The following is a 21610-nucleotide window of genomic DNA, read 5'->3' as shown; positions in this document are numbered from 1 at the left end:
GAAGAAGAGACCTTCCCGATGGCTGACCCGCAGTCTAACGCGCCCGTGCGCGCCGACGTCGGAGCTCCGACGTCCGGCGTGATCCACGTCCGCACCCGCCTCACGGCCGACTTCACGGTGATCTCCAACGCCCTCGCCCAGCGACGCGGCAGCGCGGTCACGGTCGGCGTCGCGGCGTACATCTCCTCCCTGCCCGACGGCTCCCCCGTGAGCATCACCGCGCTGTGCGAGCACTTCAGCGAGGGCGAGATCCTCATCTCGCGGGCGCTCAGGGAGCTGGAGACGGCCGGATACCTGGAGCGCCGCCGCGAGCGAACGCCCACCGGCCAGGTCCGTACCCGGACGTACTTCTACGACGTCCCCGGCGGCGCTCCGGACCCGGACGCGCCTCCCGAGCCGCCGAGGCCCCGCCGACCCCGAAGGCATGCCGTCGCCGCGGCGGTCCCACCAACGCCCGCGCCCGCGGAAGAGAAGGCCCCCGCGCCCCTACCGGCCGGGGCAAGGACACCGCTGCCACTCGCCGACGCCGCCACCGTCGCCGACGTCGACCCCCGGGCCATCGCCGTACTCGCCGCCCTGCGCCGGGCCGACCCCCGCCTGATCGTGTCCGCGCCGGAAGCCGCCCGCCTCGCCCCGGCCGTCAGCCGGTGGCTCGCGGCCGGCCTCCTGCCCACGCAGATCACGGACCACCTCACCGCACGGCTCCCGGACCGCTTCCTGGCCCGCCCGGCCGGCCTCCTCGCCTACCGGCTCCAGGAGACCCCCCTGCCGCTGCCGGCGAGAAGCGCGGAACCGCCCGTACGTCCGGCGGTCGTGCCCATGCGGAACTGCGACGGCTGCGACCGGGGATTCCGCACGGCGGAGCCAGGCCGCTGCCGGGACTGCCGGACCCGCGACCAACTCCGCGCGACCGGCTGAGGCAATGACCGGGTATATGCCCGCCCGCAGATGGGAGGCTTGATGTGGCACGATGCGAAATCCGGCGCCAGGAGGAGGTGGGGCATGGTCGACAGGTTCAGGGATGGACTGCTGACGCCTGCGGAGACCGCCGCCTTCCTCGAGATCCCGCAGTCGACCCTCACCTCGTGGCTGAGGGGCAAGGCCGCCGGAGCGCCACTGGTCCACCAGGTCGAGCCGGTACGCAAGGGGCAGCCGTCGGTGCCGTTCATCGCGGTGGCCGAGGCGCACGTTCTTCGTTCCCTGCGTTCCCTGGGGCTCCGCATGAGCGAGATCAGGGAGGCGGCCGCCGCCGTGCGGGACGCCTTCGACACCCCCTACGGTCTCGTGTCCAAGCGGATCGCCACGGACGGCGTGGACATCTTCATCGAGCACGGTTGGGGGGATCTCCGCCGAGCCCGCGACGGCCAGGTTCCCATCCACGAGGTGGTCTCCGACCATCTCCGCTACCTCACCTGGGAGCCGGGCGACGACTTCCCCTCCAGCCTGCGCCTGAGGCAGTACCCGGCCTCGGTCCCCGTCGTGATCGATCCGAGGTTCGGCCACGGTCTCCCCGTGGTGGCCGCCAACCGCGTCACGGTGCAGGCCATCACCGACCTGTGGGAGGCCGGGGAGACCGTCGAGGACATCGCGTACGACTACGACATGACGCCTGAGCAGGTGGACGCGCTCTGCCAGGCAGTGGTGCACCTTGCCGCCTGAGTACTTCCTCGACCGCAATCTCGGTCGCCGCGTCGCGGAAGGACTGAGGGCCTGCGGGTGGACGGTTCACCGCATCGGGGACGTCTTTCCCGACGACGGACAGGACGTGGCCGACGAGGAGTGGATCACTTACGGCCTCGACCGGTCCTGGGTCCCACTGTCGAAGGACGGGCGGATCAAGACCCGGGACCTGGAGATCCGGCCCGTCCTGGACCGCGAGGCGGTGCTGTTCTACCTGGACAACCAGCAGCTTCGCAGCGTCGAGATGGTCGAGCGGCTCGTCGCACGCCGTGACGCGATGCACGGGGCTGTCGAGGAGGGCGGTCCGGCGGCGTACGCCGTGCGGCACGACCGCATCGAGCGCACCTGGCCCTGACTGACCGGCCGAGTGACGGCTGACTACTTCGCCGCAGGCGCCGAAGGGGGCGGCCACGGTCTTGTCCACCTGACGGGGCGACCGCGTCGCAAGCAGGTCGGGTATGTCCGTCCGGAGTCCCGCTCGCAGGTCCTGAGCCGCTGCACCGCCTCCGCCGGCACCTCCGTGCGCTTGCAGAACGCGAACCGTACGAACGGGGCGCCCTCCTCCCGGGGTCGTAGAAGACCGCGTTGTTCGCACACCTATTCGCGTGCGGCGTGGGGCAGGTCGCGAGAAGGGCGCTGTGCCTGACCCCGGTCCCGTCAGCTTTCGTAGTGGTAGCGGCACTGCGCGATCAGGACGCTGTCCTCGGTGGCCTTGTAGATCAGCCGGTGCTCGTCGTTGATGCGGCGCGACCAGTAGCCCTGGAATCCGTGCTTGAGCGGTTCCGGTTTGCCGATGCCCTCGTTGCCGTTCCGGGTGATGTCCGCGATGAGTGTGTTGATGCGCTTAAGGATCTTCCGGTCCTGGAGCTGCCACCACAGGTAGTCCTCCCAGGCACGGGAAGGAAAGGTGATCTTCAACTCGCGGCCCCTATGCGTCGGTCGCCAGCTCGCGCACGGTGCCGCCGCCGTTTTCCAGCTCATCGATGGACGCGAGCAGGCGCCGGGCGTTGGCCGGACTGCGCAGCAGGTACGCCGTCTCCTTCAGGGACTCGTAGTCCTCCAGAGAGACGATGACGACCGGCTCATGTCCGGCCCGGGTGATGACGACCTCTTCGCGGTCGTCGGTGACGGAGTTGAGCACCTCGGCGTACCGCGCGCGTGACTCGGAATACGTCATGGTCTTCACGATCGAACCCTCCTTCCCACGTACAGAAAATTGTACGTCCGTCCCTGTTGGTGCGGCAAGCGCCGACATGAGGGCCCTCGGCGCGAAAGTGCCGGGTGGGCGAGGCGTGGCAGGCGGCGGGGAACGCGTCGACCAGTCCCGCAGGGCGGCGGTCAGCCCGCGAATGCCGTGCGGAGCCGTTCCACCGCCTCCGTCAACACCTCCGTGCGTTTGCAGAACGCGAACCGTACGAACGGGGCGCCCTCCTCCCGGTGGTCGTAGAAGACCGCGTTCGGAATGGCGACCACCCCGGCGCGCTCCGGCAGCGAGCGGCAGAACGCGAAACCGTCGGTCTCCCCGAGCGGCCGGATGTCGGTGGTGACGAAGTACGTGCCCGCGGGCCGGAAGACCCCGAAGCCCGCGTCCGCCAACCCCGCGGACAGCAGGTCCCGCTTGGCCCGCATGTCCGCGCGGAAGCCCTCGAAGTACGCGTCCGGCAGCGCGAGGGCCTCGGCGATCGCGTACTGGAACGGCCCCGACGCCACGTACGTCAGGTACTGCTTGGCCGAACGCACCGCGGCGACGAGGCCGGGCGACGCCGTCACCCAGCCGACCTTCCAGCCCGTGAACGAGAACGTCTTGCCCGCGCTGCTGATGCTCACCGTCCGCTCGCGCATCCCCGGGAAGGACGCCAGCGGCAGGTGCTCGGCGCCGTCGAAGACGAGGTGCTCGTACACCTCGTCCGTGACCACGATCAGATCCCGCTCCACGGCGAGCCTCGCGATCTCGGCCAGCTCCTCACGGGTGAGCACGGTGCCCGTCGGATTGTGCGGAGTGTTGATCAGCAGCAGTCGCGTGCTGTCGGTGACCGCGTCCCGCAGCTCGTCGAGGTCCAGCCGGAACACGCCCTCGTGCGGGCGCAGCGTCACCGGCACCCGCGTCCCGCCCGCCATCGCGATGCAGGCCGCGTACGAGTCGTAGTACGGCTCGAACGCGACCACCTCGTCACCGGGCTCCACCAGCGCCAGCAGAGCCGCGGCGACCGCCTCCGTCGCGCCGGCCGTGACGAGGACCTCGGTGTCCGGGTCGTACGACAGCCCGTAGCGCCGCTGCTGGTGCGCCGCGACCGCCGTCCGCAGCTCGGGCACGCCAAGACCCGGCGGGTACTGGTTCCCGCGCCCCTCCGTGAGCGCCCGCGCCGCCGCGTCCCGGATCTCCCGCGGGCCGTCCGTGTCGGGGAAGCCCTGGCCGAGGTTGATCGCTCCGGTGCTCAGGGCGAGGGCCGACATCTCCGCGAAGATCGTCGTACCGAACTCGGCGAGCCGGCGGTTCAGGAGAGGGCGTGCGCTGAAGGTCATGACCGCCATCCTGCGCCGAAGCTCTGGACTTCCTCAACTCTGCTTTGGGGTTTGGCACCTGAGGTGACACCCCGTGTATTGCCCCTGAGCAGGGTAAGAGCGGTCGGCAACTGTCGTCATCTGTCTGCGTTGCCGCTCTCGGACGGCCCACAGACGGCCCAGGCCGCCGGAGGGTGGCCGCCGCAGTGTGTGGCGTCCCTGCCTCCGGAGCCGTGGCGCACACGGCTCTGGAGGCCCCTTGGGGCCAAGATGACGCAGCACGTGGTGGGCCTCAGTCGTGGCAGATCTGGTGAGCTGAGTGCGCAGATAGTCCACAAGCCAGGAGGAGGAGAGCCCCAACATGCCGGGTCATGGGCATCGAGGCGGAACGCATCGCGCAGTTGGCTGACGAACCCGCTAGCCGACCCCCGTCAGCCGCTCATGGCTATCTACCGCGAGCTGTATGAGCAAACCACTGACTCACCGCTGGTCATCTACCGCAATGACGGTACGCCGCACTCTGCGGAGCGGCTGACAGACATCTTCGCCAAGGCCAGCTCAACTGCGGGTGCTGGACTCGGCGAGGACCTGCTGAACTTCGCGGCGATGCATGGTGCAGCCCGCCTAGGTGATGCCATCCAGCGCGCCGGGCTGAGTGACAGGACAAGCCCGTTGCTTCAGTTCGTGCGGCACTTCCGCAACGCCTGTGCGCACGGCAATCGGTGGCACTTTCAGAGCGGGGAACCGAGGCAGGCCAGCAGAGTCGCGCGGCATCGTCCTGACAGCGGCGCTGCACGGCTCCAAGGCGGCTGGGGGGCACTGTTGGTGCGGGCGACTACCTGGACATGCTCGACGACGTGGCGGCCCACTTCCGGGCCTGAGGCTCGTCAGTACGTCTCGATGACAGCCAGGACAAGCCGCCTCTGTCACACGCCATCCGCTTGCGTCATCGGCCCTCCTGCACCCGCTGAATGACGGGTCATCACGGTCCCTTGGATCAAGCCTTGTCGTACAGGCTGGTCATCGACTGATCGCGCGGTACTGTGATGGATCGGTGACAGTGCGTGTGGAGGAGGGGGCAGGTGCAACAGCCTGGTGCCCGCAAGAAGACGATCAACCCCAGCGCGTACAACGCACTGGCCGATGCACTCTGGTTGATCTACTGGAACAAAGACCCCTTTGAACTGTATGTCCGCGGGATGCTGAAGGACTACAGCGAGCTCCTGCCGCAGCTCAACTTCCAGGCCACCAAGCGCGAAGTCTCCGGCCAGTTGGTCAAGCTGCTGCGGGCCAACGAGACCCGGTACCTGGACGTGACCGTGGGGCTCATGCTCGACGTCGCCGCCATGGACCGGTTTCCGAACCTCGAACGACAGGTCGACGGTGACGTCATGGTGGCCAAGGCCACGGCGGCCGTCGCGGAACTGCGGCGCTGGACAGGCAAGCAGCAGGACATCATTAAGGAACACGAGCAGCACGCGGCGGCCATAGCCGAGAGTGCGAAGAAGGACCAGGACGGCCGGGTCTTCGCCCAAGCTCATGATGATGTGAAGCAACGGTTCATCATGATGCACTCGGCAACCGACAAGCACCAGCGGGGGACGGACTTCGAGGGCTTCATCAACGAGCTGTTCGCCCTGTACGACTTGGAGCCGCGGGCGGCCTACATCATGAAGTACGAGCAGATCGATGGCGCGTTCTCCTTCGACACTGACTACTACGTTCTTGAGGCCAAGTGGTGGAAGGAGCGCATCGGCCGGCGGGAGCTGGACGTCTTTAAAACCAACATCGAGCGCAAAGGCAAGAACACCCTCGGCCTATACGTCAGCATGAGCGGTTTCACCTCCGATGCCCTGGCGATTTACAGCCTTAGTACGCCGTTCATCACGATGGATGGCGGCGACTTTATGGCCGTGCTGGACCAACGCATCCGCCTGGACGACCTGATGACTCACAAGAGGAAGCATGCCAGCCAAACTGGTCACTGCTATCTGCCCGTCTCCGAAATCGTCTCTAGAATGGAATAACCTAGTTGGAGAGTTGGGGTAGACGATTGCGCCAACATCGGCTTTCTGTAAATGTGGAGCGTGACTGCCTAAGCCGTAGCCGACCGCCCCAGCCGTAGAGGGTGTTTCCCACTTCACTCCCGCAGTCGCTGAGCGCGTCGCAGGGCGCGGCCAACCGGGCGCAGACGGGAGGCAGGCCGCGCCGAGAGGGGTTGTCTGGTATGCGGCCAGACAACCCCTGTCGGTTTTACTTCGCGCCTACTGGCCCACGGTGAGCGACCATCGGACGGAGGAGGGAGCAGTCACGGACACGACGCCGTGCTCTCTGGCCTTCTTGAGACGCATTTCGTTGTACGTGCTGCTGACTTCGGTGGACACGCATTCCACTGGGAAGCTGAGTCCCATCGGTCGAACCTCGACTTTCAGAGTGCCCTTCCCCTGACAGTTCACCAGCACGGCCAATGGCTGGGAGGTGATGTGCCCAAGTTCGAGTTCGCGGTTGCCCCGGGCAGAAGCCGCTTGGGCCAGTGGCACCCCAGACACCAGCTTGGGAGCTTTGGTGACACTCTCTCCCTCGACATGTTCCGCTCTGCCGGAACTCTTCCCGGGCGTTGCTGACACCGTCATCGCAGGCGTGGTACTGCTGGCCGGGCTGTTCGCCTGATCACTCCCTGAGCATCCATTGAGCGCGAAACCACCCAGTATCAAGCAGATGGCAACGGAGATCGGGTCACGGGTCAATCGGGCGACTGCGGGCATCAGCTCTCCCAGAGGTACCAGCCGGCCTTGTAAGGGCTGTAGCTGGTAATGGTTTTGTGGGTGCTTGTGTTGCAATTGCTGTATATGTAGTAGCTGACGCCCGTGTGCTTCAGTCGGTAGACACCGTACTTGGCATTGGTCGTTCTGTGGGACGGTGTATCCACGCTGATACGGTTGCCCAACTTCGCAGTAACATTCGCGGACAGGGCAACGTCGAACTTGCCCTCGATCTTGACCAGCATCGTGTCGATGCTCACCTGAAGACCGGTCGACACACTTACTCCGACTTCACCAGTTACTTCGGAAGTGAAGGTCGACCTGGCGGTTCGTGACGTGCCATTGTAATTCGCCAGCGTGGGGCCCACCCCCTTGTGGTACTTCTTGCCCTGAGTCGTCGGCTTGTAATAGCCGTGCCCAGGGCCGCAGTACTCGGCGTTCGGCCAATCCTTGGGAGGTGCCGGAGTCACGGTGGGCTCGTCCGGCATTCCATTTCCCGCGTCGGGAACGTCGGTCACTGCCTCTTCAGGTTCCGCCGGCGGAACAGTGTTTATCACCGTGTCGTCCACCGGAATTGGATCCGTGCTCTGAGCTGCTGCGGCTGGTCCGGCCAGGCCCCCACACAAAAGGAGTACCACTGCGGAAGTGGTCAGGTTCCGCTTTGCTCGGATGTCCACAAGACATCCTCTCTGTTTGCAACCGCCCCCCCTGGGCGGTCGAGCACCTGGAGATTATGTCAGAATCATGGACACGCCAAGGCTTTTTTGATCTTCTGAGGGAAATTTGAGCTTCATAGTTCAGGCGTAAACCAAAATTTTCGGGAGAGGACCTGCCCTTCGAGTCCGAGGCTGTTGCCGGGGACGCCCTGTGACAGAACCTCCCCCGATGGGGTTCTGTCAGCAATTAATTTAGTTCTGTCAAAGATCCAAAACTCGGTGCAGGTCAGTGTCAGTTTTGTCAGCGGTCCGGGGGTTCTGTCAGGCTCCGCGCGCGATGCGCGGGTGGGTCTCGTAGCGGTGCGACGGGGGTCGACCGCCACGACCGGTGCGCGGAGGCGGCGGCTGCTGGCGAATGGGCGCTTCTGACGATCGGGAAAGCTCTTGGACTTCTCGGTGCCATCGGGGCCCACGTAGGGGGCCCGGTAGCGCAGGCCGCTCCCGTGGCGATCGGACTTGACGTGAACGGACTTACCGGCTGAGTTGATTTCGGTCTTGAACAGCAGAGAAGTGGCTGAGCACTGTCGAGATGGACATGTCACGTGCCAGTACACCGACCCGGGCTCCATGCAGATCACGTTCCGGCAGTACGCCGACAAGTGGTTAGACAGCAAGACGCCCAGTGTGATGACCCGGAAAGAACTCGGTCGGCGCCTCCGGCTGCATGCCTACCCGGTGCTGGGCTCCCGGCCGATCGGGACGTTTCGGCCGGAGCACATCAGGGAACTTGTCGCGGCCTTAAAAGCGAAGCCCGGTGTCAGCGCCTCCTACGCCCGGAACATCTTCGCGGACGTTCAGGCCGTCCTGTCCGCCGCTGTCGATGACACCTTGTTGTCGCGCAACCCGTGCGGCGCGCGGACCGTGCGGTGGCCCAAGCCCGATGCGCATCCCGTCATCCCGTGGCTTCCCGACCAGGTGTTCGCTGTTCGCGCGGCCCTTCTGGATCGGTACCAAGCGATGGTCAACGTCGGAGCCGGATGCGGCCTCCGCCAGGGCGAGGTCTTCGGCCTGGCCGAAGACGCCATCGGCGCCGACGGGCGCACACTTCACGTGGTCCGGCAGATCAAGCACGTGGAAGGGCATCCGGTGTTCGCCCTCCCCAAGGGCGGCAAGAAGCGGGACGTGCCTCTGTCCGACTCCGTTGCGGAAGCCCTATGGGCGCACATGGACGCCTTCAAGCCCGTAGAGATCACGTTGCCGTGGGACGTGCCGGAGGGCCCGAAGGTGTCCGCCCGGCTGATCTTCACGGCTGAGCAAGGGGGCATGGTGTGGCGGAGCAACTTCAACGGCAAGGAGTGGCAGCCCGCTCTCGCGGACGTGGGCCTCATCCCGCCGGAAGCGGATGAGAACGGGAAGTACGAGTCGGCGCGTGAGCACGGGATGCACGCCCTGCGGCACTTCTACGCCTCCGCGTTGTTGGATGCGGGCGAGAACATCAAGGCCGTCAGCGAGTACATGGGGCATGCCGATCCAGGGCTGACGTTGCGGGTGTACGCCCACCTGATGCCCGAGAGCCGCGAGCGTGCCCGTCGTGCCATCGACTCCGTGTTCAAGCGCATTTCTCAGGTAGATCACGGCCCAGAGACGGCCCAGTGAGACTCAGACCGCCCCTGACCTGCCATTATGTGCAGGTCAGGGGCTTTTTCCTCGGGAGAACCCTCTGGACTTCCTCAACTCTGCTTTGGTGCGCGCGCCGTGAGGGCATCCCCCCTCCACGCAGCCCACGGGGGGCCGCTTCGGGGGAAGTGAAAGGAGGATGACGCCATGTTCACAGGCATCATCCTGGCGGTTGGCCTGATCGCTCTGGTCGCACTCTTCACGGCCGCGGGCCGGAGTCGCAACAAGTCGGTCATCGGGTCGAAGGGCCGCGGCGCGCGTTCCCGCCGCGGCAGCGGCAGCTGGTGGGCCGGCGGGGGCGGAACGGCCGCGTCCTGCGGGTCGTCCGGCGGCGGCCACCACGGCCACTCCTGCGGTGGCGGCTCGTCGTGCAGCAGCGGCTCGTCCTGCGGAGGCGGGTCGTCGTGCGGCGGCGGGGGCGGATGCGGGGGAGGCAGCTGACACGGGGCAGCCGAGCTCCCTTCGGGGGAAGCGCATCCGCACACGCCGAAGTGCCCGTCGGGGGACGTCCCCCGACGGGCACTCCGGCGTTCCGGCCCGGTCCGGCGCGCCGGCCACGTCAACCGCGCGGAGGGGGTCGCCGCGCTCGGCACGTCAGCCTTTCGGGGCGCAGGGGCGGCGGCTCATGCAGGCGGCGTCCGCGCGCCAGGCGTACGCCGTAGTTGAACAGTTGAACTGTGTAGCCCTCGGGGGGATGGAAATCCTACGAAGTTGGGTAAAAGCGCTGTGGTCGCGCCACAGTTCATGATTCCCTCTAAATCACCAACGCGGCCCTCGGATCTGTCCCCGCCGACCCGGACCGACCTGGCCGATCTCCCCGGCATCGACCGGCTGCACAGGCCTCCCTCCCCAACTCCCTTTGCGCTATAGCGGAGCCGACCCATGCTCACGACCCTCACCACCTCGTACACCGACACGCGGGCGGCCGACCTCGCCTGGACCCTGGGCCTCGAGCCGCTGTCGGCGCTCGCCACCCTCGACCTCGAACTCGCGGACATGAAACTGCAGTTGCGGCTGCTCGGCGCCTCCCACCAGGTGCTCCTCGAGCGGGAAGGCGGTCGCTGCTCGGAGACCGTCGCGTGCATTCCCGGCAGCAGTACCCCGCTGCCGCTCGGCGTCGCGAAGCGGATCGGCGACTGGGAGTACGAGTTCGCGGCCCGCGTCGAGACACTCCCGCCCCACTCCTTCGCCGGACGCGCCCAGGAGTTGCTGGCCCTGGTCGCCGACCACCCCCACGGCCTCGCGGGCGTCTTCCCCGGCAGTCCGCACGCCTTCACCGCCCTGCTCGCCCGGCACCACGAGGGCCATGTGCACTGGCACACCTGGCACGCCTACCCGCAGGACGGCCAACTCGTCGCCACCCGTACGAAAGTGAGCGCGCGCGTCACGTCCCTCAGTCCGTCCGCCGCCTGAACGACGCGCCGGACGGCCCGTTTTCGGGATCCGGGGCACAGCCGCCGGGCACCTCGGTCCCGGCGCCGGGTTGTCGCACAGGCGGACAGGTTCCACACGTGTGGGTGACGAGGTGTGCCGTCATCGTCACGTAGCGTACGCAATGTGATCGATCCGCACGTGCCCTCCCCCACTCGCGGTGTCGCGCGAGCACGAGGAGCCCCGAAGCCCGGCGCGCCCCCGCCGGGAGACGAGGGGGGCCGGGCGCGGCTGCCCGTGCGGCCCGGCACCGGACGCTTCTTCGTCCTCGCCTGCGTCTTCGTCTGCGCCGCCTGCGGCCTCGTCTACGAACTCGAACTCGTCGCCCTCGCCTCCTACCTGACCGGCGACTCCGTCACGCAGGCGTCCGTCGTCCTCTCCGTGATGGTCTTCGCGATGGGCATCGGCTCCCTCGCGGCGAAGCGGCTGCGCTGCCGCGCCGCGGCCGGTTTCGGCGCGGTCGAGGCCGCCCTCGCCCTGGTCGGCGGGTGCAGCGCCATGGCGCTGTACGCGATGTTCGCCTGGACCGGCGACCGGGGCGGGGTCTGGGCGAGCGGATCGCACTGCCTCGTGGTGGCCTTCTCGCTGGCCATCGGCCTCCTCATCGGTGCCGAGGTCCCGCTCCTGATGGAGCTGATCCAGCGCATCCGCCACCAGGACGCGGGCGGCGCGGTGGCGGACCTCTTCGCCGCGGACTACGTCGGCGCACTGGTCGGCGGCCTCGCCTTCCCCTTCCTCCTGCTGCCCCTGTGCGGCCAGCTCACCGGCGCCCTGCTCACCGGCGCGGTCAACGTGATCGCCGGCGGCGCGCTCGTCCTCGGCCTGTTCCGGCAGGACCTCACCCGGCGCGCGTGCTGCCTGCTGCTCGCCGCCGACCTCGTCGTCCTGGCGCTCCTCGCCACCGCCGCCGTCCTCGCCGACGACTTCGAACGGGCCGCCCGCAACGCCGTGTACGGCGGCGACGTGCGCGTCGCCCTGCGGACCGGCGTCCAGGAGGTCGTCCTCACCGGCGGCACCCGCGGCCACCCCCTCGGCCTCTACCTCGACGGCAGGCTCCGGGCCGGCGGCCGCGACGAGCACCGCTACCACGAGGCGCTCGTCCACCCAGCGCTGCACGGGCCCCGGGCCCGCGTCCTCGTCCTCGGCGGCGGCGACGGACTCGCCACCCGCGAGGTGCTGCGCCACCCCGGGGTGCGCCAGGTCGACGTGGTCGAACTCGACGCCGGGGTCGTGCGGCTGGCCCGCCGGAACCCCGCCCTGTCCGCGCTCAACCGGCACGCCCTCGACGACCCGCGCGTCCACGTCACGGTCGGCGACGCCTTCGACTGGCTGCGCCGCACCCGCGCCACGTACGACGTGGTGATCTCGGACCTGCCCGACCCGGGCATCACGCCGAGCACCAAGCTCTACTCCCAGGAGTTCTACGGCCTCGCCCGCCACGTCCTGGCACCCGGCGGGCGGCTCGTGGTGCACGCGGGCCCCGTCCACTCCCGGCCCCGGACCTTCTGGACGGTCGACGCCACCGTGCGGGCCGCCGGGCTGCGCACCGCCCCGTACCGCGTCGGCGGGCGCGGCTCCGGCCTCGCGGCGGGCCTCGACCGGAGGACCGGCGCCTCCCGCGCCCCACGGGACTGGGGCTTCGTCCTCGCCTCCCGTACGCGCCCGCCGCTGCGCGGGGACCCGGGCGAGCCCCGGCCGCACGGCGTCACCGGTGCGGAGCTGGCCGCCGACGCCCGCGCCGCGGTCGCCACCCGCGTCACCGGCCTGCCGCCCTCCACCCTGGTCCACCCGCGGTACGCCGACTGAGTCCCCCGCGGGCGCGGAAACCGGGGAATCCCGTGATGCACGGGTGCGCTTCGGGCCATGCTGGGTAGGCTCGGCCGACATGGACCATGAGGTGTTCGTTCCGGTTGCGGCCGAGCGGCTGAGGAAGGCGCTCGCCGACCCCGCGCGGGTCGCCCGGGCGGTCCCGGGACTCCAGCAGGACGCGGGGACGGCGCCGGTCTCCGGGCGGCTGAAGATCCGCGTGGGAAGCCACAGCATCACGTACCGCGGGGCACTGCGGGTCACCGCCCGGGACGACGGGTCGTACTTCGTCGAGGGCGACGCGACCGAGTCCCGCGGCACCGGCTCCGTCAAGCTCGCCCTCACCCTGCGGCTCACGCCCGCGGACGGCGGGACGACGGTCGCCTTCGGCGGCGGGGCCACGGCGGACGGGCGGGTCGAGGAGCTTCCCGCGGAGGCGGTGGCCTCGGCGGTGACGCGGCTGCTGGACCGGTTCGCGGAGAATCTGGGGGCGGGCGCGGGGGCAGGAGCGGGGGCGGCCGCCGGGGGTGCGCCCGCGGGTGAGTCCGGGTCCGGGTCCGGGTCCGGGTCCGAGGCGGGCTCCGAGTCCGGGTCCGGGGCCGTCCCGTCCCCGGTGCACGGGGCCGACGTGCCGGCGCCCTCCCTCGATTCCGTCGCCGATGCGGAGGCCGAGGAGGAGGAACTCGGGGAGGACCTCGCGGACGACGAGCTCGTGGGCGAGGAACTGGACCTGGTGGACGAACCGCCCGCCGAGGCGGCGCACGCGCGACGGACGATGATCGGGCGGAGCGCCGAGGAGGTCGATCACGCACCGCCTCGCGGGCGGTACGCGCCGGTGCCCGCGCCCGGCCCGGCCTCCGCCGGTGCCACGCTGCGGTGGGCGGCGCCCGCCGCGGCACTCGCGCTGGCCTCGGCCGTGGTCGTCGGGCGGGCGCTGCGCAGGCGGCGGTGAAGTGCGGTGCAGTGAGGTCCGGCGGGGGCGTGGGGGGTCCGGAGCGCCGGACGGGCCGGTGAGACGGGGGCGTGGGGGGCCCGGAGCGCCGGACGGGCCGGGACGGAAGCGCCGGACGGGCTGAAGCGGCCCCGTCCGGCCAGTAGGGTCGGCCGCGTGAGTAACGAAGACATCACGCTGACCGCGGGTGACGCGGAGGTGACCGTACAGCCGGGCAACGGCGGACGGGTGGGCGGACTACGGGTCGGCGGCGTCGAACTGCTGCGGCAGGGCGCGAAGTTCGGGTGCTTCCCGATGGTGCCCTGGTGCGGGCGGACCCGGGACGGGCGCTTCCGGGACGGCGGCGTCGTCCGGCAGCTGCCCCTCAACTCCCCGCCGCACGCCATCCACGGCACGGTCCGGGACGGCGCCTGGCGCACCGCGCGGGCCGGCGACGGCGAGGCCGTCATCACGTACGACCTCGTCGACCCCTGGCCCCACCCCGGCCGCGTCACGCAGATCGTCACCCTGACCGAGGACAGCCTCACGCTCAGCATGGCCGTGGAGGCGCACGAGTCCTCCTTCCCGGCGCAGATCGGCTGGCACCCCTGGTTCAACCGGAACCTGGGCGCAGGCGGGGACGCCCGGCTGGACTTCGCGCCCGCCTGGCAGGAGGAGCGCGGCGACGACCACCTGCCCACCGGACGGCGGACCGAGCCGAAGCCCGGCCCCTGGGACGACTGCTTCGGGATGCCCGACGGCGTCGACGTCACCATCACCTGGCCGGAGCAGCTGGAGCTGAAGGTCACCAGCCGCGAGGAATGGGTCGTGGTGTACGACGAGCAGGAGGCCGCCGTCTGCGTGGAGCCGCAGACCGGGCCGCCCGACGGGCTCAACTCCCTGCCGAGGCTCGTCACTCCGATCGAACCCCTCGAAGCCGCCACCACCTGGACCTGGCGACGCCTCTGAGGCGGGGGCGGGACCGGGCCCGCGGCGCCTCTAAGCTGGCTCGCATGAGTGACGTCAACGCAGTAACGCCGGCAGGCACACGCGGCGCGCTGCTGCAGCAGATCAAGGACAAGGCCGTGGTGCACGGCAAGGTGACCCTCTCCTCGGGTCTCGAGGCGGACTACTACGTCGACCTTCGCCGCATCACCCTCGACGGGGAGGCCGCGCCGCTGGTCGGCCAGGTGCTGCTCGACCTGACCGCGGAGCTCGACTTCGACGCGGTGGGCGGCCTCACCATGGGCGCCGACCCCGTGGCCGCGTCCATGCTGCACGCCGCCGCCGCGCGCGGGCGGCGGCTCGACGCGTTCGTCGTGCGCAAGGCCGCCAAGGCGCACGGACTGCAGCGCCGGGTCGAAGGCCCGGACATCAAGGGCCGCCGTGTCCTGGTCGTCGAGGACACCTCCACCACCGGCGGTTCCCCGCTCACCGCCGTCGAGGCCGTCCGCGAGGCCGGTGCCGAGGTCGTCGGCGTCGCCACCATCGTCGACCGGGCGACGGGGGCCGCCGAGAAGATCCAGGAGGGCGCCGACGTGCCCTACCTCTTCGCCTTCTCCAAGGACGAGCTGGGCCTCGACTGAGGATTGTCCACAGGGGTTGTCCACAGGGGCGGGGCCCAGTTGTCCACAGGCCGGACACGGTGGGTGGACCATCGGGCCCCGTCTGGAAGGATGGGGACGACGATGACGTCGCCCCCCTAGGTCAGGGCCGTAAGCACCACGCCACCCGCACATACAAGGAGCGGACAGATGCCCATCGCAACCCCCGAGGTCTACAACGAGATGCTCGACCGGGCGAAGGCAGGCAAGTTCGCCTACCCGGCCATCAACGTGACCTCGACCCAGACCCTGCACGCTGCGCTGCGCGGCTTCGCGGAGGCCGAGAGCGACGGCATCATCCAGATCTCCACCGGCGGTGCCGAGTTCCTGGGCGGCCAGTACAGCAAGGACATGGTCACCGGTGCCGTGGCCCTGGCCGAGTTCGCCCACATCGTCGCCGAGAAGTACCCGGTCACGGTCGCGCTGCACACGGACCACTGCCCCAAGGACAAGCTCGACGGGTACGTGCGCCCGCTGCTGGCCGTCTCCGAGGAGCGCGTCAAGGCCGGCCGCAACCCGCTGTTCCAGTCCCACATGTGGGACGGCTCCGCGGAGACCCTGGCGGACAACCTGGCCATCGGCCAGGAGCTGCTGGAGCGCGCCCGCGCCGCGAAGATCATCCTCGAGGTCGAGATCACCCCGACCGGCGGCGAGGAGGACGGCGTCACGCACGAGATCAACGACTCGCTGTACACGACGGTCGACGACGCCATCCGCACGGCCGAGGCGCTGGGCCTCGGCGAGAAGGGCCGCTACCTGCTGGCCGCCTCCTTCGGCAACGTGCACGGTGTCTACAAGCCGGGCAACGTGGTCCTGCGCCCCGAGCTCCTGAAGGAGCTGAACGAGGGCGTCGCCGCCAAGTACGGCAAGCAGTCCCCGTTCGACTTCGTCTTCCACGGCGGCTCCGGCTCCACGGCCGAGGAGATCGCCACCGCCCTGGAGAACGGCGTGGTGAAGATGAACCTCGACACGGACACGCAGTACGCGTTCACCCGGCCCGTCGCGGACCACATGCTCCGCAACTACGACGGTGTCCTGAAGGTCGACGGCGAGGTCGGCAACAAGAAGACGTACGACCCCCGCACCTGGGGCAAGCTGGCCGAGGCATCCATGGCCAAGCGTGTCACCGAGGCCTGCGGGAACCTCCGGTCCACCGGTACGAAGATCAAGTAGTCGTCCGGCGGTCACCACCGGTTCGTGACGGAGGGCCCGGTACCCGTGGGGGTGCCGGGCCCTTCGTGTGTGACGGTGGGCGGGTGCGGTGGTGGCCGTGACGGCGGCGGGCGTCCGGGGGGCCGCAGACCTGGCCTCGGGGCCATCGGCGCGGGATGATCGGTTCCATGGCTGTTCCGCCGCTGGAGACACCGGCCGTCCGGATCACCTCCCCCCGGGGGAAGTGGATCCTGCTCACCACGGTCCTGGGTTCCAGCATGGCCCTGCTGGACTCGACCGTCGTCAACGTCGCCCTGCCCCGCATCGGCCGTGACCTCGACGCCGATCTCGCCGCGCTCCAGTGGACCGTCAACGCGTACCTCATCACTCTCGCGGGACTGATCCTTCTCGGCGGTGCCCTGGGCGACCGCTTCGGACGCCGGAAGATCTTCGTGATCGGTGTGGTGTGGTTCGCGGCGGCGTCCCTGCTCTGCGGTCTCGCGCCCGGCGCGGGCGTCCTCGTCGCGGCCCGCGCCCTCCAGGGGGTCGGCGGGGCGCTGCTCACGCCCGGTTCGCTCTCGCTCATCCAGGCGTCCTTCCACCCGGACGACCGGGCGAAGGCGGTGGGGCTCTGGTCCGGCTTCGGCGGCGTCGGCGCGGCCGTAGGGCCCTTCCTCGGCGGCTGGCTCGTGGACGGCCCCGGCTGGCGCTGGGTCTTCCTCCTGAACGTGCCGCTGGCCCTTCTCTGCGCGCCCGTCGCGGTGCGGCACGTTCCCGAGTCGTCCGACGGGCGCAGTCACGGGCGCTTCGACGTGCTCGGAGCGGTGCTGGGCGCACTGTCGCTCGCCCTGGTGACGTACGCGCTGATCGAGGCGCGGAACGGGTCCTTCGTCGTCGCCGTCAGCGCGGTCGCCGGAGTAGCCGCCGGCGTCGCCTTCGTGCTCGTCGAGAAACGGCGGCCCGATCCGATGATGCCGCCCGACGTCTTCGCGTCCCGGCAGTTCACGGCGGTCAATCTCGTGACCCTGTGCGTCTACGCGGCCTTCGGCGGGTTCTTCTTCCTGACCGCGCTCCAGCTCCAGGTCGTCGCCGGGTACTCGGCCCTCGGGGCGGGTACGGCGCTGCTGCCGACGACCGTGCTGATGCTGCTGTTCTCCGCCCGTTCCGGGGATCTCGCCCAGCGGATCGGGCCGCGGGTGCCGCTCACGGTGGGGCCGTTGCTGTGCGCGGCCGGGATGCTGCTGATGCTGCGGGTGGGGCCGGACGCGTCGTACGTGGCCGACGTCCTGCCGGCGGTGCTCGTGATGGGCGCGGGCATGGTGAGCCTCGTCGCGCCGCTCACCGCCACGGTGCTGGCGTCCGTGGAGACCGAGCGGGCCGGGCTGGCCAGCGGGATCAACAACGCGGCGGCCCGGGCGGCGGGGCTGGTCGCGGTGGCGGCGCTGCCGTTGCTGGCGGGGATGGGTCCGGAGGCGTACCGGTCGGCGGAGCAGTTCGACGCGGCGTTCCGACGGGCGATGCCGTGGTGTGCGGGCGTGCTGGTGCTGGGGGCGGGGGTGGCGTGCGCGACGGTGCGGAGGCCGGGGCCGAAATGCCGGCGCCCGGAGTGCCGTACGCACGGGTGGGTGACGGCGCCGCCGCTGGAGTCGTCGCGCCGGGAGTAGGGCCGTGCGCCTCGGCTCCGGTGCGGGTGCGCCACGGCGCCGGTGGGTCGCCCTCGCGGGGAGGGGCGGGTGACCGGTCGTACCGATGGCGGTACGGGCGGGCGTGCCGCTCGGGGTGGCGGGGGAGGGCGGGCGCGGGCGGCACCTGCCGACGCCCGGGGGAGGGGGTTCCGTGAGTTGGGGGATGGCGCAGACTGGGGGCATGAGCCTTCACGAGAACCTTCTCGGGGGACCGCCCCCGACCGAACTGCCCGACGACCCGGAGCCCCGCGAGCACCTCGCGAACGGCACCTCTCCCGCCGAGGTCGCCGCGAAGTACCCCACGTCCTCGCTGGCCTGGGCCCGGCTGGCCGACGAGGCCTACGAGCGTGGCAGCGTCGTGGAGTCGTACGCCTACGCCCGTACGGGCTACCACCGCGGTCTTGACTCCCTGCGCCGCAGCGGCTGGAAGGGCCACGGCCCGGTGCCGTGGGAGCACGAGCCGAACCGCGGCTTCCTGCGCGCCCTGCACGGCCTCGCCCGCGCCGCGCAGGCGATCGGCGAGCAGGAGGAGTACGAGCGCTGCAGCCAGTTCCTGAAGGACTCCTCGCCGGCGGCGGCCCAGACCCTGGGCTAGCGGTCGTGTGAAGACGGGCCCGCCTGGTGTGACCAGGCGGGCCTTGCGGTTTCGGGGGACGATTGCGGAGGATGCCGGTGGGGACCGGGGCCCCCGTGCCGGTAACGGCAGGGGCGGACCGCTACCCGGAGTACGCAACAGGAGACAGCGATGTCCCAACAGGCTCAGACCAGGCCCGACAAGGCTCAGGAGCCCGAGACCCCGCATCTCGACTTCCAGGGCACCACGCCGTACGAGGACTACGTACAGGCGGATGTCCTGACCCACCTCCAGCACCCCCTCTCCGACGACCCCGGCGAGATGGTCTTCCTGGTGACCACCCAGGTCATGGAGCTGTGGTTCACGGTGATCGTCCACGAGTGGGAGACCGCGGCCGGTGCGCTGCGCCGGGACGACGTGCCGACCGCCGTCGCCGCGCTGAAGCGTTCCGTACGTCAGCTGGAGGCGCTGAACGCCTCCTGGAAGCCGCTCGGACAGCTCACACCGGCCCAGTTCAACTCCTACCGCAGCGCCCTCGGCGACGGATCCGGCTTCCAGTCCGCGATGTACCGCCGCATGGAGTTCCTGCTCGGCGACAAGTCCGCGTCCATGCTCGTCCCGCACCGCGGCGCGCCGCGCGTCCACGCCGAGCTGGAGAAGGCGCTGCACGAGCCGAGCCTGTACGACGAGGTGCTGCGGCTGCTCGCCCGGCGCGGGCACGCGGTCCCCGCCGCCGTGCTGGAGCGCGACGTCGCGCGGAAGTACGAGCCCTCGCCCGAGGTCGAGGCCGTGTGGACCGAGCTCTACGCCGGCGACGAGAGCGCTGAACTCGCCCGCCTCGGCGAGGCGTTGACGGACGTCGCCGAGCTGGTGTGGCGCTGGCGCAACGACCACCTCGTCGCCACCCGCCGCGCCATGGGCGCCAAGACCGGCACCGGCGGCTCCGCCGGGGTGGCCTGGCTGGAGAAGCGGGCGCAGAAGAACGTCTTCCCGGAGCTGTGGACGGCCAGGTCCCATGTCTGAGCCGCGCGGCAGGGCCAAGGAACTGGACGCGGCCGACGAACTCGCCGCTCTGCGCGACCGTTTCGTCCTCGACGACACCGTCTACCTGGACGGCAACTCGCTGGGCGCGCTGCCCGTGCCGGTCCCCGGCCGGCTGGACGACGTCGTCCGCAGGCAGTGGGGCGAACTGCGCATCCGGTCCTGGGAGGAGAGCGGCTGGTGGACCGCGCCCGAGCGGATCGGCGACCGCATCGCCCCGCTGGTCGGTGCCGCACCCGGGCAGATCGTCGTCGGCGACTCGACCAGCGTCAACGTCTTCAAGGCGGTCGTCGGTGCCGTGCGTCTCGCCGGGGACGGACGCGACGAGATCCTGGTCGACGCCACGACGTTCCCCTCGGACGGGTACATCGCCGAGTCGGCGGCCCGGATGACCGGGTGCACCCTGCGTCCGGTGGTCCCCGCCGAGGTGCCCGGGGCACTCGGTCCCCGCACGGCGGCGGTGCTCCTCAACCACGTCGACTACCGGACGGGCCGGCTGCACGACCTGCCCGCGCTGACGGCCGCCGTGCACGAGGCGGGCGCCCTCGCGGTCTGGGACCTGTGCCACAGCGCCGGTGCCCTGCCGGTCGGGCTCGACGCGCACGGGGTCGGCCTCGCGGTCGGCTGCACGTACAAGTACCTGAACGGCGGCCCGGGTTCGCCCGCGTACCTCTATGTGCGCGCGGACTTGCAGGACCGCTTCGACTCGCCGCTTCCCGGCTGGACCTCGCACGCCCAGCCCTTCGGCATGCGGCCCGAGTTCGAACCCGCCTCCGGTGTCCTGCGCGGCCGGGTCGGCACCCCGGACATCCTCTCCATGCTCGCCCTGGAGGCCGCCCTGGAGGTGTGGGACGGCGTCCGTGTCGACGCGGTGCGCGCCAAGTCCCTCGCGCTCACGGACTTCTTCCTTGAGTGCGTCGCGGCGTACGTGCCCGAGGGGCGGGTCGAGTCGCTGACCCCGGCCGCGCACGCGGAGCGGGGCAGCCAGGTGGCGCTGCGCTGCGCGGACGCCGGTGAGGTCATGAAGCGGCTGATCGAGCGGGGGGTCGTCGGCGACTTCCGGCACCCGGACGTCCTCCGCTTCGGGTTCACCCCGCTGTACGTCGGATTCGCGGACGTCGAGCGGGCGGCCCGGGTCCTGGCGGACGTGCTGGAGTAGCGGGCGCCGGTGGCGGCGCGGGCGGGGGCCTCACGCCCCCGCCCGGCCGGGCGTGCACCCGGATCCCCTTGCGGGGCATGCTGTGTGTGCCCGTATCCCCTGGCCGGGTCAGGCCGCATACCCGTCCCGGCCGGTCAAACCGCGTGCGCATCCCGGCCGGTCAGGGGTGTACGCGGCCCTCCCCGGCCGGGGCAGGCCGCGTGTACCTCGGTCGTCGGGTCAGGCCGCGTACGCCTCCGGCGTCGGGTCACGGCTGCGCCGCGTACACCCCGGCCGTCGCCGCGGCCACCGCCGCCCGCGCCGCGCGGTCCGCGGCCGCCGGACCGGGGGTCGTCCCCGTGGTGAGCAGGGCGTAGTACAGGGGCGCGGACACCGCTCGTACGACCTGCGCCGCGTCGGTGCCCGGCGGCAACTCCCCGCGCGCCACCGCCCGTTGGACGCACGGCACCCACTCCGCCACCCGCACCTCGTAGAAGCGCGCCAGCGCCTGCGCCGTGCGCGCGTCACAGGTGGCCGCCGCGATGACCGCGCGGAACAGCGCGCCCTGCCGGGGATCGGCCAGCGTCCGCTGCACCAGTACGGCGTTGGCCCGCAGGTCCTCCAGCACGGACCCGGTGTCCGCGCGGGGCAGCGACTGCTCGGCCATGTCGGCGAGCAGGTCCGCGACCAGCCCGGTCACGTTGCCCCAGCGTCGGTACACCGTCGTCTTGCCCACCTCCGCGCGGCGGGCCACGTCCGCCAGGTCGAGGTGGGCGAACCCCTGCTCGGCCAGGACGTCCCCGGCCGCCCGCAGGACGGCGGCGCGGACCCGTGCGGTGCGGCCCCCGGGGCGTACGGTGCCGGGCTCGGCGGGCATGGGGCCTCCTGAAGGGTGCGGTTCCGTGGACTCGGCCGGGTGGGCAGAGACGCGCGCCCGCTCAGCGTAACGAAACGGGAGGACCGTTTAACCC

The 21610-nt window shown here is 70.5% G+C and carries 21 protein-coding genes and 1 pseudogene; 16 read left to right on the top strand and 6 right to left on the bottom strand.

Annotated features, from left to right (window positions below; genetic code table 11):
* Positions 1-18 precede the first annotated feature (18 nt).
* From AC0ZLC_RS22585 to AC0ZLC_RS22575, 3 genes are all read left to right on the top strand, one after another.
* Entirely contained in the window at positions 19-918 is a 900-nt protein-coding gene (locus AC0ZLC_RS22585) for a hypothetical protein (protein ID WP_476753753.1), read from the top strand.
* A gap of 84 nt (positions 919-1002) precedes the next feature.
* Positions 1003-1659 carry a DUF433 domain-containing protein gene (locus AC0ZLC_RS22580; RefSeq protein WP_476753752.1) on the top strand — a complete coding sequence of 219 codons (657 nt, stop codon included), beginning with the start codon at positions 1003-1005 and terminating at the stop codon, positions 1657-1659.
* The gene (locus tag AC0ZLC_RS22575) at positions 1649-2035 is read left to right on the top strand and encodes a PIN-like domain-containing protein (protein WP_476753751.1); all 387 of its coding nucleotides are present in this window, start codon (positions 1649-1651) and stop codon (positions 2033-2035) included. Before AC0ZLC_RS22580 ends, AC0ZLC_RS22575 begins: the two co-directional genes overlap by 11 nt.
* A 302-nt stretch (positions 2036-2337) precedes the next feature.
* Here the strand turns inward: AC0ZLC_RS22575 and AC0ZLC_RS22570 are convergent, their stop codons facing one another.
* The 3 genes from AC0ZLC_RS22570 to AC0ZLC_RS22560 form a co-directional block, all read right to left on the bottom strand.
* Positions 2338-2598, bottom strand: a complete 261-nt coding sequence (locus AC0ZLC_RS22570; RefSeq protein ID WP_476753750.1) for a Txe/YoeB family addiction module toxin — start codon at positions 2596-2598, stop codon at positions 2338-2340.
* 10 nt (positions 2599-2608) lie between these two features.
* On the bottom strand, positions 2609-2866 hold the full coding sequence (locus AC0ZLC_RS22565; RefSeq protein ID WP_388925984.1) for a type II toxin-antitoxin system Phd/YefM family antitoxin: 258 nt from the start codon (positions 2864-2866) through the stop codon (positions 2609-2611).
* A gap of 152 nt (positions 2867-3018) precedes the next feature.
* The gene (locus AC0ZLC_RS22560) at positions 3019-4212 is read right to left on the bottom strand and encodes a pyridoxal phosphate-dependent aminotransferase (protein ID WP_476753749.1); all 1194 of its coding nucleotides are present in this window, start codon (positions 4210-4212) and stop codon (positions 3019-3021) included.
* A gap of 1052 nt (positions 4213-5264) precedes the next feature.
* On the opposite strand from AC0ZLC_RS22560, the gene AC0ZLC_RS22555 reads away from it, so the two are divergent.
* Positions 5265-6209, top strand: a complete 945-nt coding sequence (locus AC0ZLC_RS22555; protein ID WP_476753748.1) for a restriction endonuclease — start codon at positions 5265-5267, stop codon at positions 6207-6209.
* A 737-nt stretch (positions 6210-6946) separates the two neighbouring features.
* Here AC0ZLC_RS22555 and AC0ZLC_RS22550 read toward each other — a convergent pair.
* Complete coding sequence (locus tag AC0ZLC_RS22550; protein ID WP_476753747.1) at positions 6947-7513, bottom strand: hypothetical protein; 567 nt, start codon at positions 7511-7513, stop codon at positions 6947-6949.
* 506 nt (positions 7514-8019) lie between these two features.
* Positions 8020-8166: pseudogene (locus AC0ZLC_RS22545) on the bottom strand (site-specific integrase); the annotation flags it as partial.
* A 61-nt stretch (positions 8167-8227) separates the two neighbouring features.
* On the opposite strand from AC0ZLC_RS22545, the gene AC0ZLC_RS22540 reads away from it, so the two are divergent.
* The 12 genes from AC0ZLC_RS22540 (at position 8228) to kynU (ending at position 20660) form a co-directional block, all read left to right on the top strand.
* The gene (locus AC0ZLC_RS22540) at positions 8228-9256 is read left to right on the top strand and encodes a tyrosine-type recombinase/integrase (RefSeq protein WP_476753746.1); all 1029 of its coding nucleotides are present in this window, start codon (positions 8228-8230) and stop codon (positions 9254-9256) included.
* Between the two features lie 168 nt (positions 9257-9424).
* Positions 9425-9718 (top strand): hypothetical protein, encoded by a 294-nt coding sequence (locus AC0ZLC_RS22535; protein WP_476753745.1) that lies wholly within the window; start codon positions 9425-9427, stop codon positions 9716-9718.
* 441 nt (positions 9719-10159) lie between these two features.
* Positions 10160-10690, top strand: a complete 531-nt coding sequence (locus AC0ZLC_RS22530; protein WP_476753744.1) for a DUF2617 family protein — start codon at positions 10160-10162, stop codon at positions 10688-10690.
* A gap of 144 nt (positions 10691-10834) precedes the next feature.
* Positions 10835-12514, top strand: a complete 1680-nt coding sequence (locus tag AC0ZLC_RS22525; protein ID WP_476753743.1) for a polyamine aminopropyltransferase — start codon at positions 10835-10837, stop codon at positions 12512-12514.
* 79 nt (positions 12515-12593) lie between these two features.
* A complete protein-coding gene (locus tag AC0ZLC_RS22520; protein ID WP_476753742.1) occupies positions 12594-13466 on the top strand; it encodes an SRPBCC domain-containing protein in 873 nt (290 codons plus the stop codon).
* Positions 13467-13622: 156 nt separating this feature from the next.
* Positions 13623-14414 carry an aldose epimerase family protein gene (locus AC0ZLC_RS22515; protein WP_476753741.1) on the top strand — a complete coding sequence of 264 codons (792 nt, stop codon included), beginning with the start codon at positions 13623-13625 and terminating at the stop codon, positions 14412-14414.
* Between the two features lie 44 nt (positions 14415-14458).
* Positions 14459-15031 carry an orotate phosphoribosyltransferase gene (gene pyrE / locus AC0ZLC_RS22510; protein WP_476753740.1) on the top strand — a complete coding sequence of 191 codons (573 nt, stop codon included), beginning with the start codon at positions 14459-14461 and terminating at the stop codon, positions 15029-15031.
* Between the two features lie 168 nt (positions 15032-15199).
* Positions 15200-16222 (top strand): class II fructose-bisphosphate aldolase, encoded by a 1023-nt coding sequence (gene fbaA, locus AC0ZLC_RS22505; RefSeq protein ID WP_358854794.1) that lies wholly within the window; start codon positions 15200-15202, stop codon positions 16220-16222.
* 167 nt (positions 16223-16389) lie between these two features.
* Positions 16390-17865, top strand: a complete 1476-nt coding sequence (locus AC0ZLC_RS22500; RefSeq protein ID WP_476753739.1) for an MFS transporter — start codon at positions 16390-16392, stop codon at positions 17863-17865.
* A 202-nt stretch (positions 17866-18067) separates the two neighbouring features.
* Positions 18068-18481, top strand: a complete 414-nt coding sequence (locus tag AC0ZLC_RS22495) for a DUF3151 domain-containing protein (protein WP_476753738.1) — start codon at positions 18068-18070, stop codon at positions 18479-18481.
* Positions 18482-18631: 150 nt separating this feature from the next.
* On the top strand, positions 18632-19483 hold the full coding sequence (locus tag AC0ZLC_RS22490) for a tryptophan 2,3-dioxygenase family protein (RefSeq protein WP_476753737.1): 852 nt from the start codon (positions 18632-18634) through the stop codon (positions 19481-19483).
* Positions 19476-20660, top strand: coding sequence for a kynureninase (gene kynU, locus AC0ZLC_RS22485; RefSeq protein WP_476753736.1), 1185 nt, complete (start codon positions 19476-19478; stop codon positions 20658-20660). The genes AC0ZLC_RS22490 and kynU overlap by 8 nt, the downstream gene beginning before the upstream one ends.
* A gap of 247 nt (positions 20661-20907) precedes the next feature.
* On the opposite strand, the gene AC0ZLC_RS22480 is transcribed toward kynU, so the two are convergent.
* Positions 20908-21516 carry a TetR/AcrR family transcriptional regulator gene (locus AC0ZLC_RS22480; RefSeq protein WP_476753735.1) on the bottom strand — a complete coding sequence of 203 codons (609 nt, stop codon included), beginning with the start codon at positions 21514-21516 and terminating at the stop codon, positions 20908-20910.
* Positions 21517-21610 lie beyond the last annotated feature (94 nt).

The organism is Streptomyces sp. GLSS-08 (assembly GCF_056387915.1).
This window is presented reverse-complemented; position numbering and strand designations above follow the sequence as displayed.

Bases quoted from the DNA above. Each gene is read 5' to 3' on its own strand.
- AC0ZLC_RS22495 (WP_476753738.1), top strand. From the start codon at position 18,068: ATGAGCCTTCACGAGAACCTTCTCGGGGGACCGCCCCCGACCGAACTG.
- AC0ZLC_RS22530 (WP_476753744.1), top strand. From the start codon at position 10,160: ATGCTCACGACCCTCACCACCTCGTACACCGACACGCGGGCGGCCGAC.
- AC0ZLC_RS22540 (WP_476753746.1), top strand. From the start codon at position 8,228: ATGCAGATCACGTTCCGGCAGTACGCCGACAAGTGGTTAGACAGCAAG.
- AC0ZLC_RS22490 (WP_476753737.1), top strand. From the start codon at position 18,632: ATGTCCCAACAGGCTCAGACCAGGCCCGACAAGGCTCAGGAGCCCGAG.
- AC0ZLC_RS22500 (WP_476753739.1), top strand. From the start codon at position 16,390: ATGGCTGTTCCGCCGCTGGAGACACCGGCCGTCCGGATCACCTCCCCC.
- fbaA (WP_358854794.1), top strand. From the start codon at position 15,200: ATGCCCATCGCAACCCCCGAGGTCTACAACGAGATGCTCGACCGGGCG.
- AC0ZLC_RS22585 (WP_476753753.1), top strand. From the start codon at position 19: ATGGCTGACCCGCAGTCTAACGCGCCCGTGCGCGCCGACGTCGGAGCT.
- AC0ZLC_RS22520 (WP_476753742.1), top strand. From the start codon at position 12,594: ATGGACCATGAGGTGTTCGTTCCGGTTGCGGCCGAGCGGCTGAGGAAG.
- AC0ZLC_RS22560 (WP_476753749.1), bottom strand. From the start codon at position 4,212: ATGGCGGTCATGACCTTCAGCGCACGCCCTCTCCTGAACCGCCGGCTC.
- pyrE (WP_476753740.1), top strand. From the start codon at position 14,459: ATGAGTGACGTCAACGCAGTAACGCCGGCAGGCACACGCGGCGCGCTG.
- AC0ZLC_RS22535 (WP_476753745.1), top strand. From the start codon at position 9,425: ATGTTCACAGGCATCATCCTGGCGGTTGGCCTGATCGCTCTGGTCGCA.
- AC0ZLC_RS22580 (WP_476753752.1), top strand. From the start codon at position 1,003: ATGGTCGACAGGTTCAGGGATGGACTGCTGACGCCTGCGGAGACCGCC.
- kynU (WP_476753736.1), top strand. From the start codon at position 19,476: ATGTCTGAGCCGCGCGGCAGGGCCAAGGAACTGGACGCGGCCGACGAA.
- AC0ZLC_RS22480 (WP_476753735.1), bottom strand. From the start codon at position 21,516: ATGCCCGCCGAGCCCGGCACCGTACGCCCCGGGGGCCGCACCGCACGG.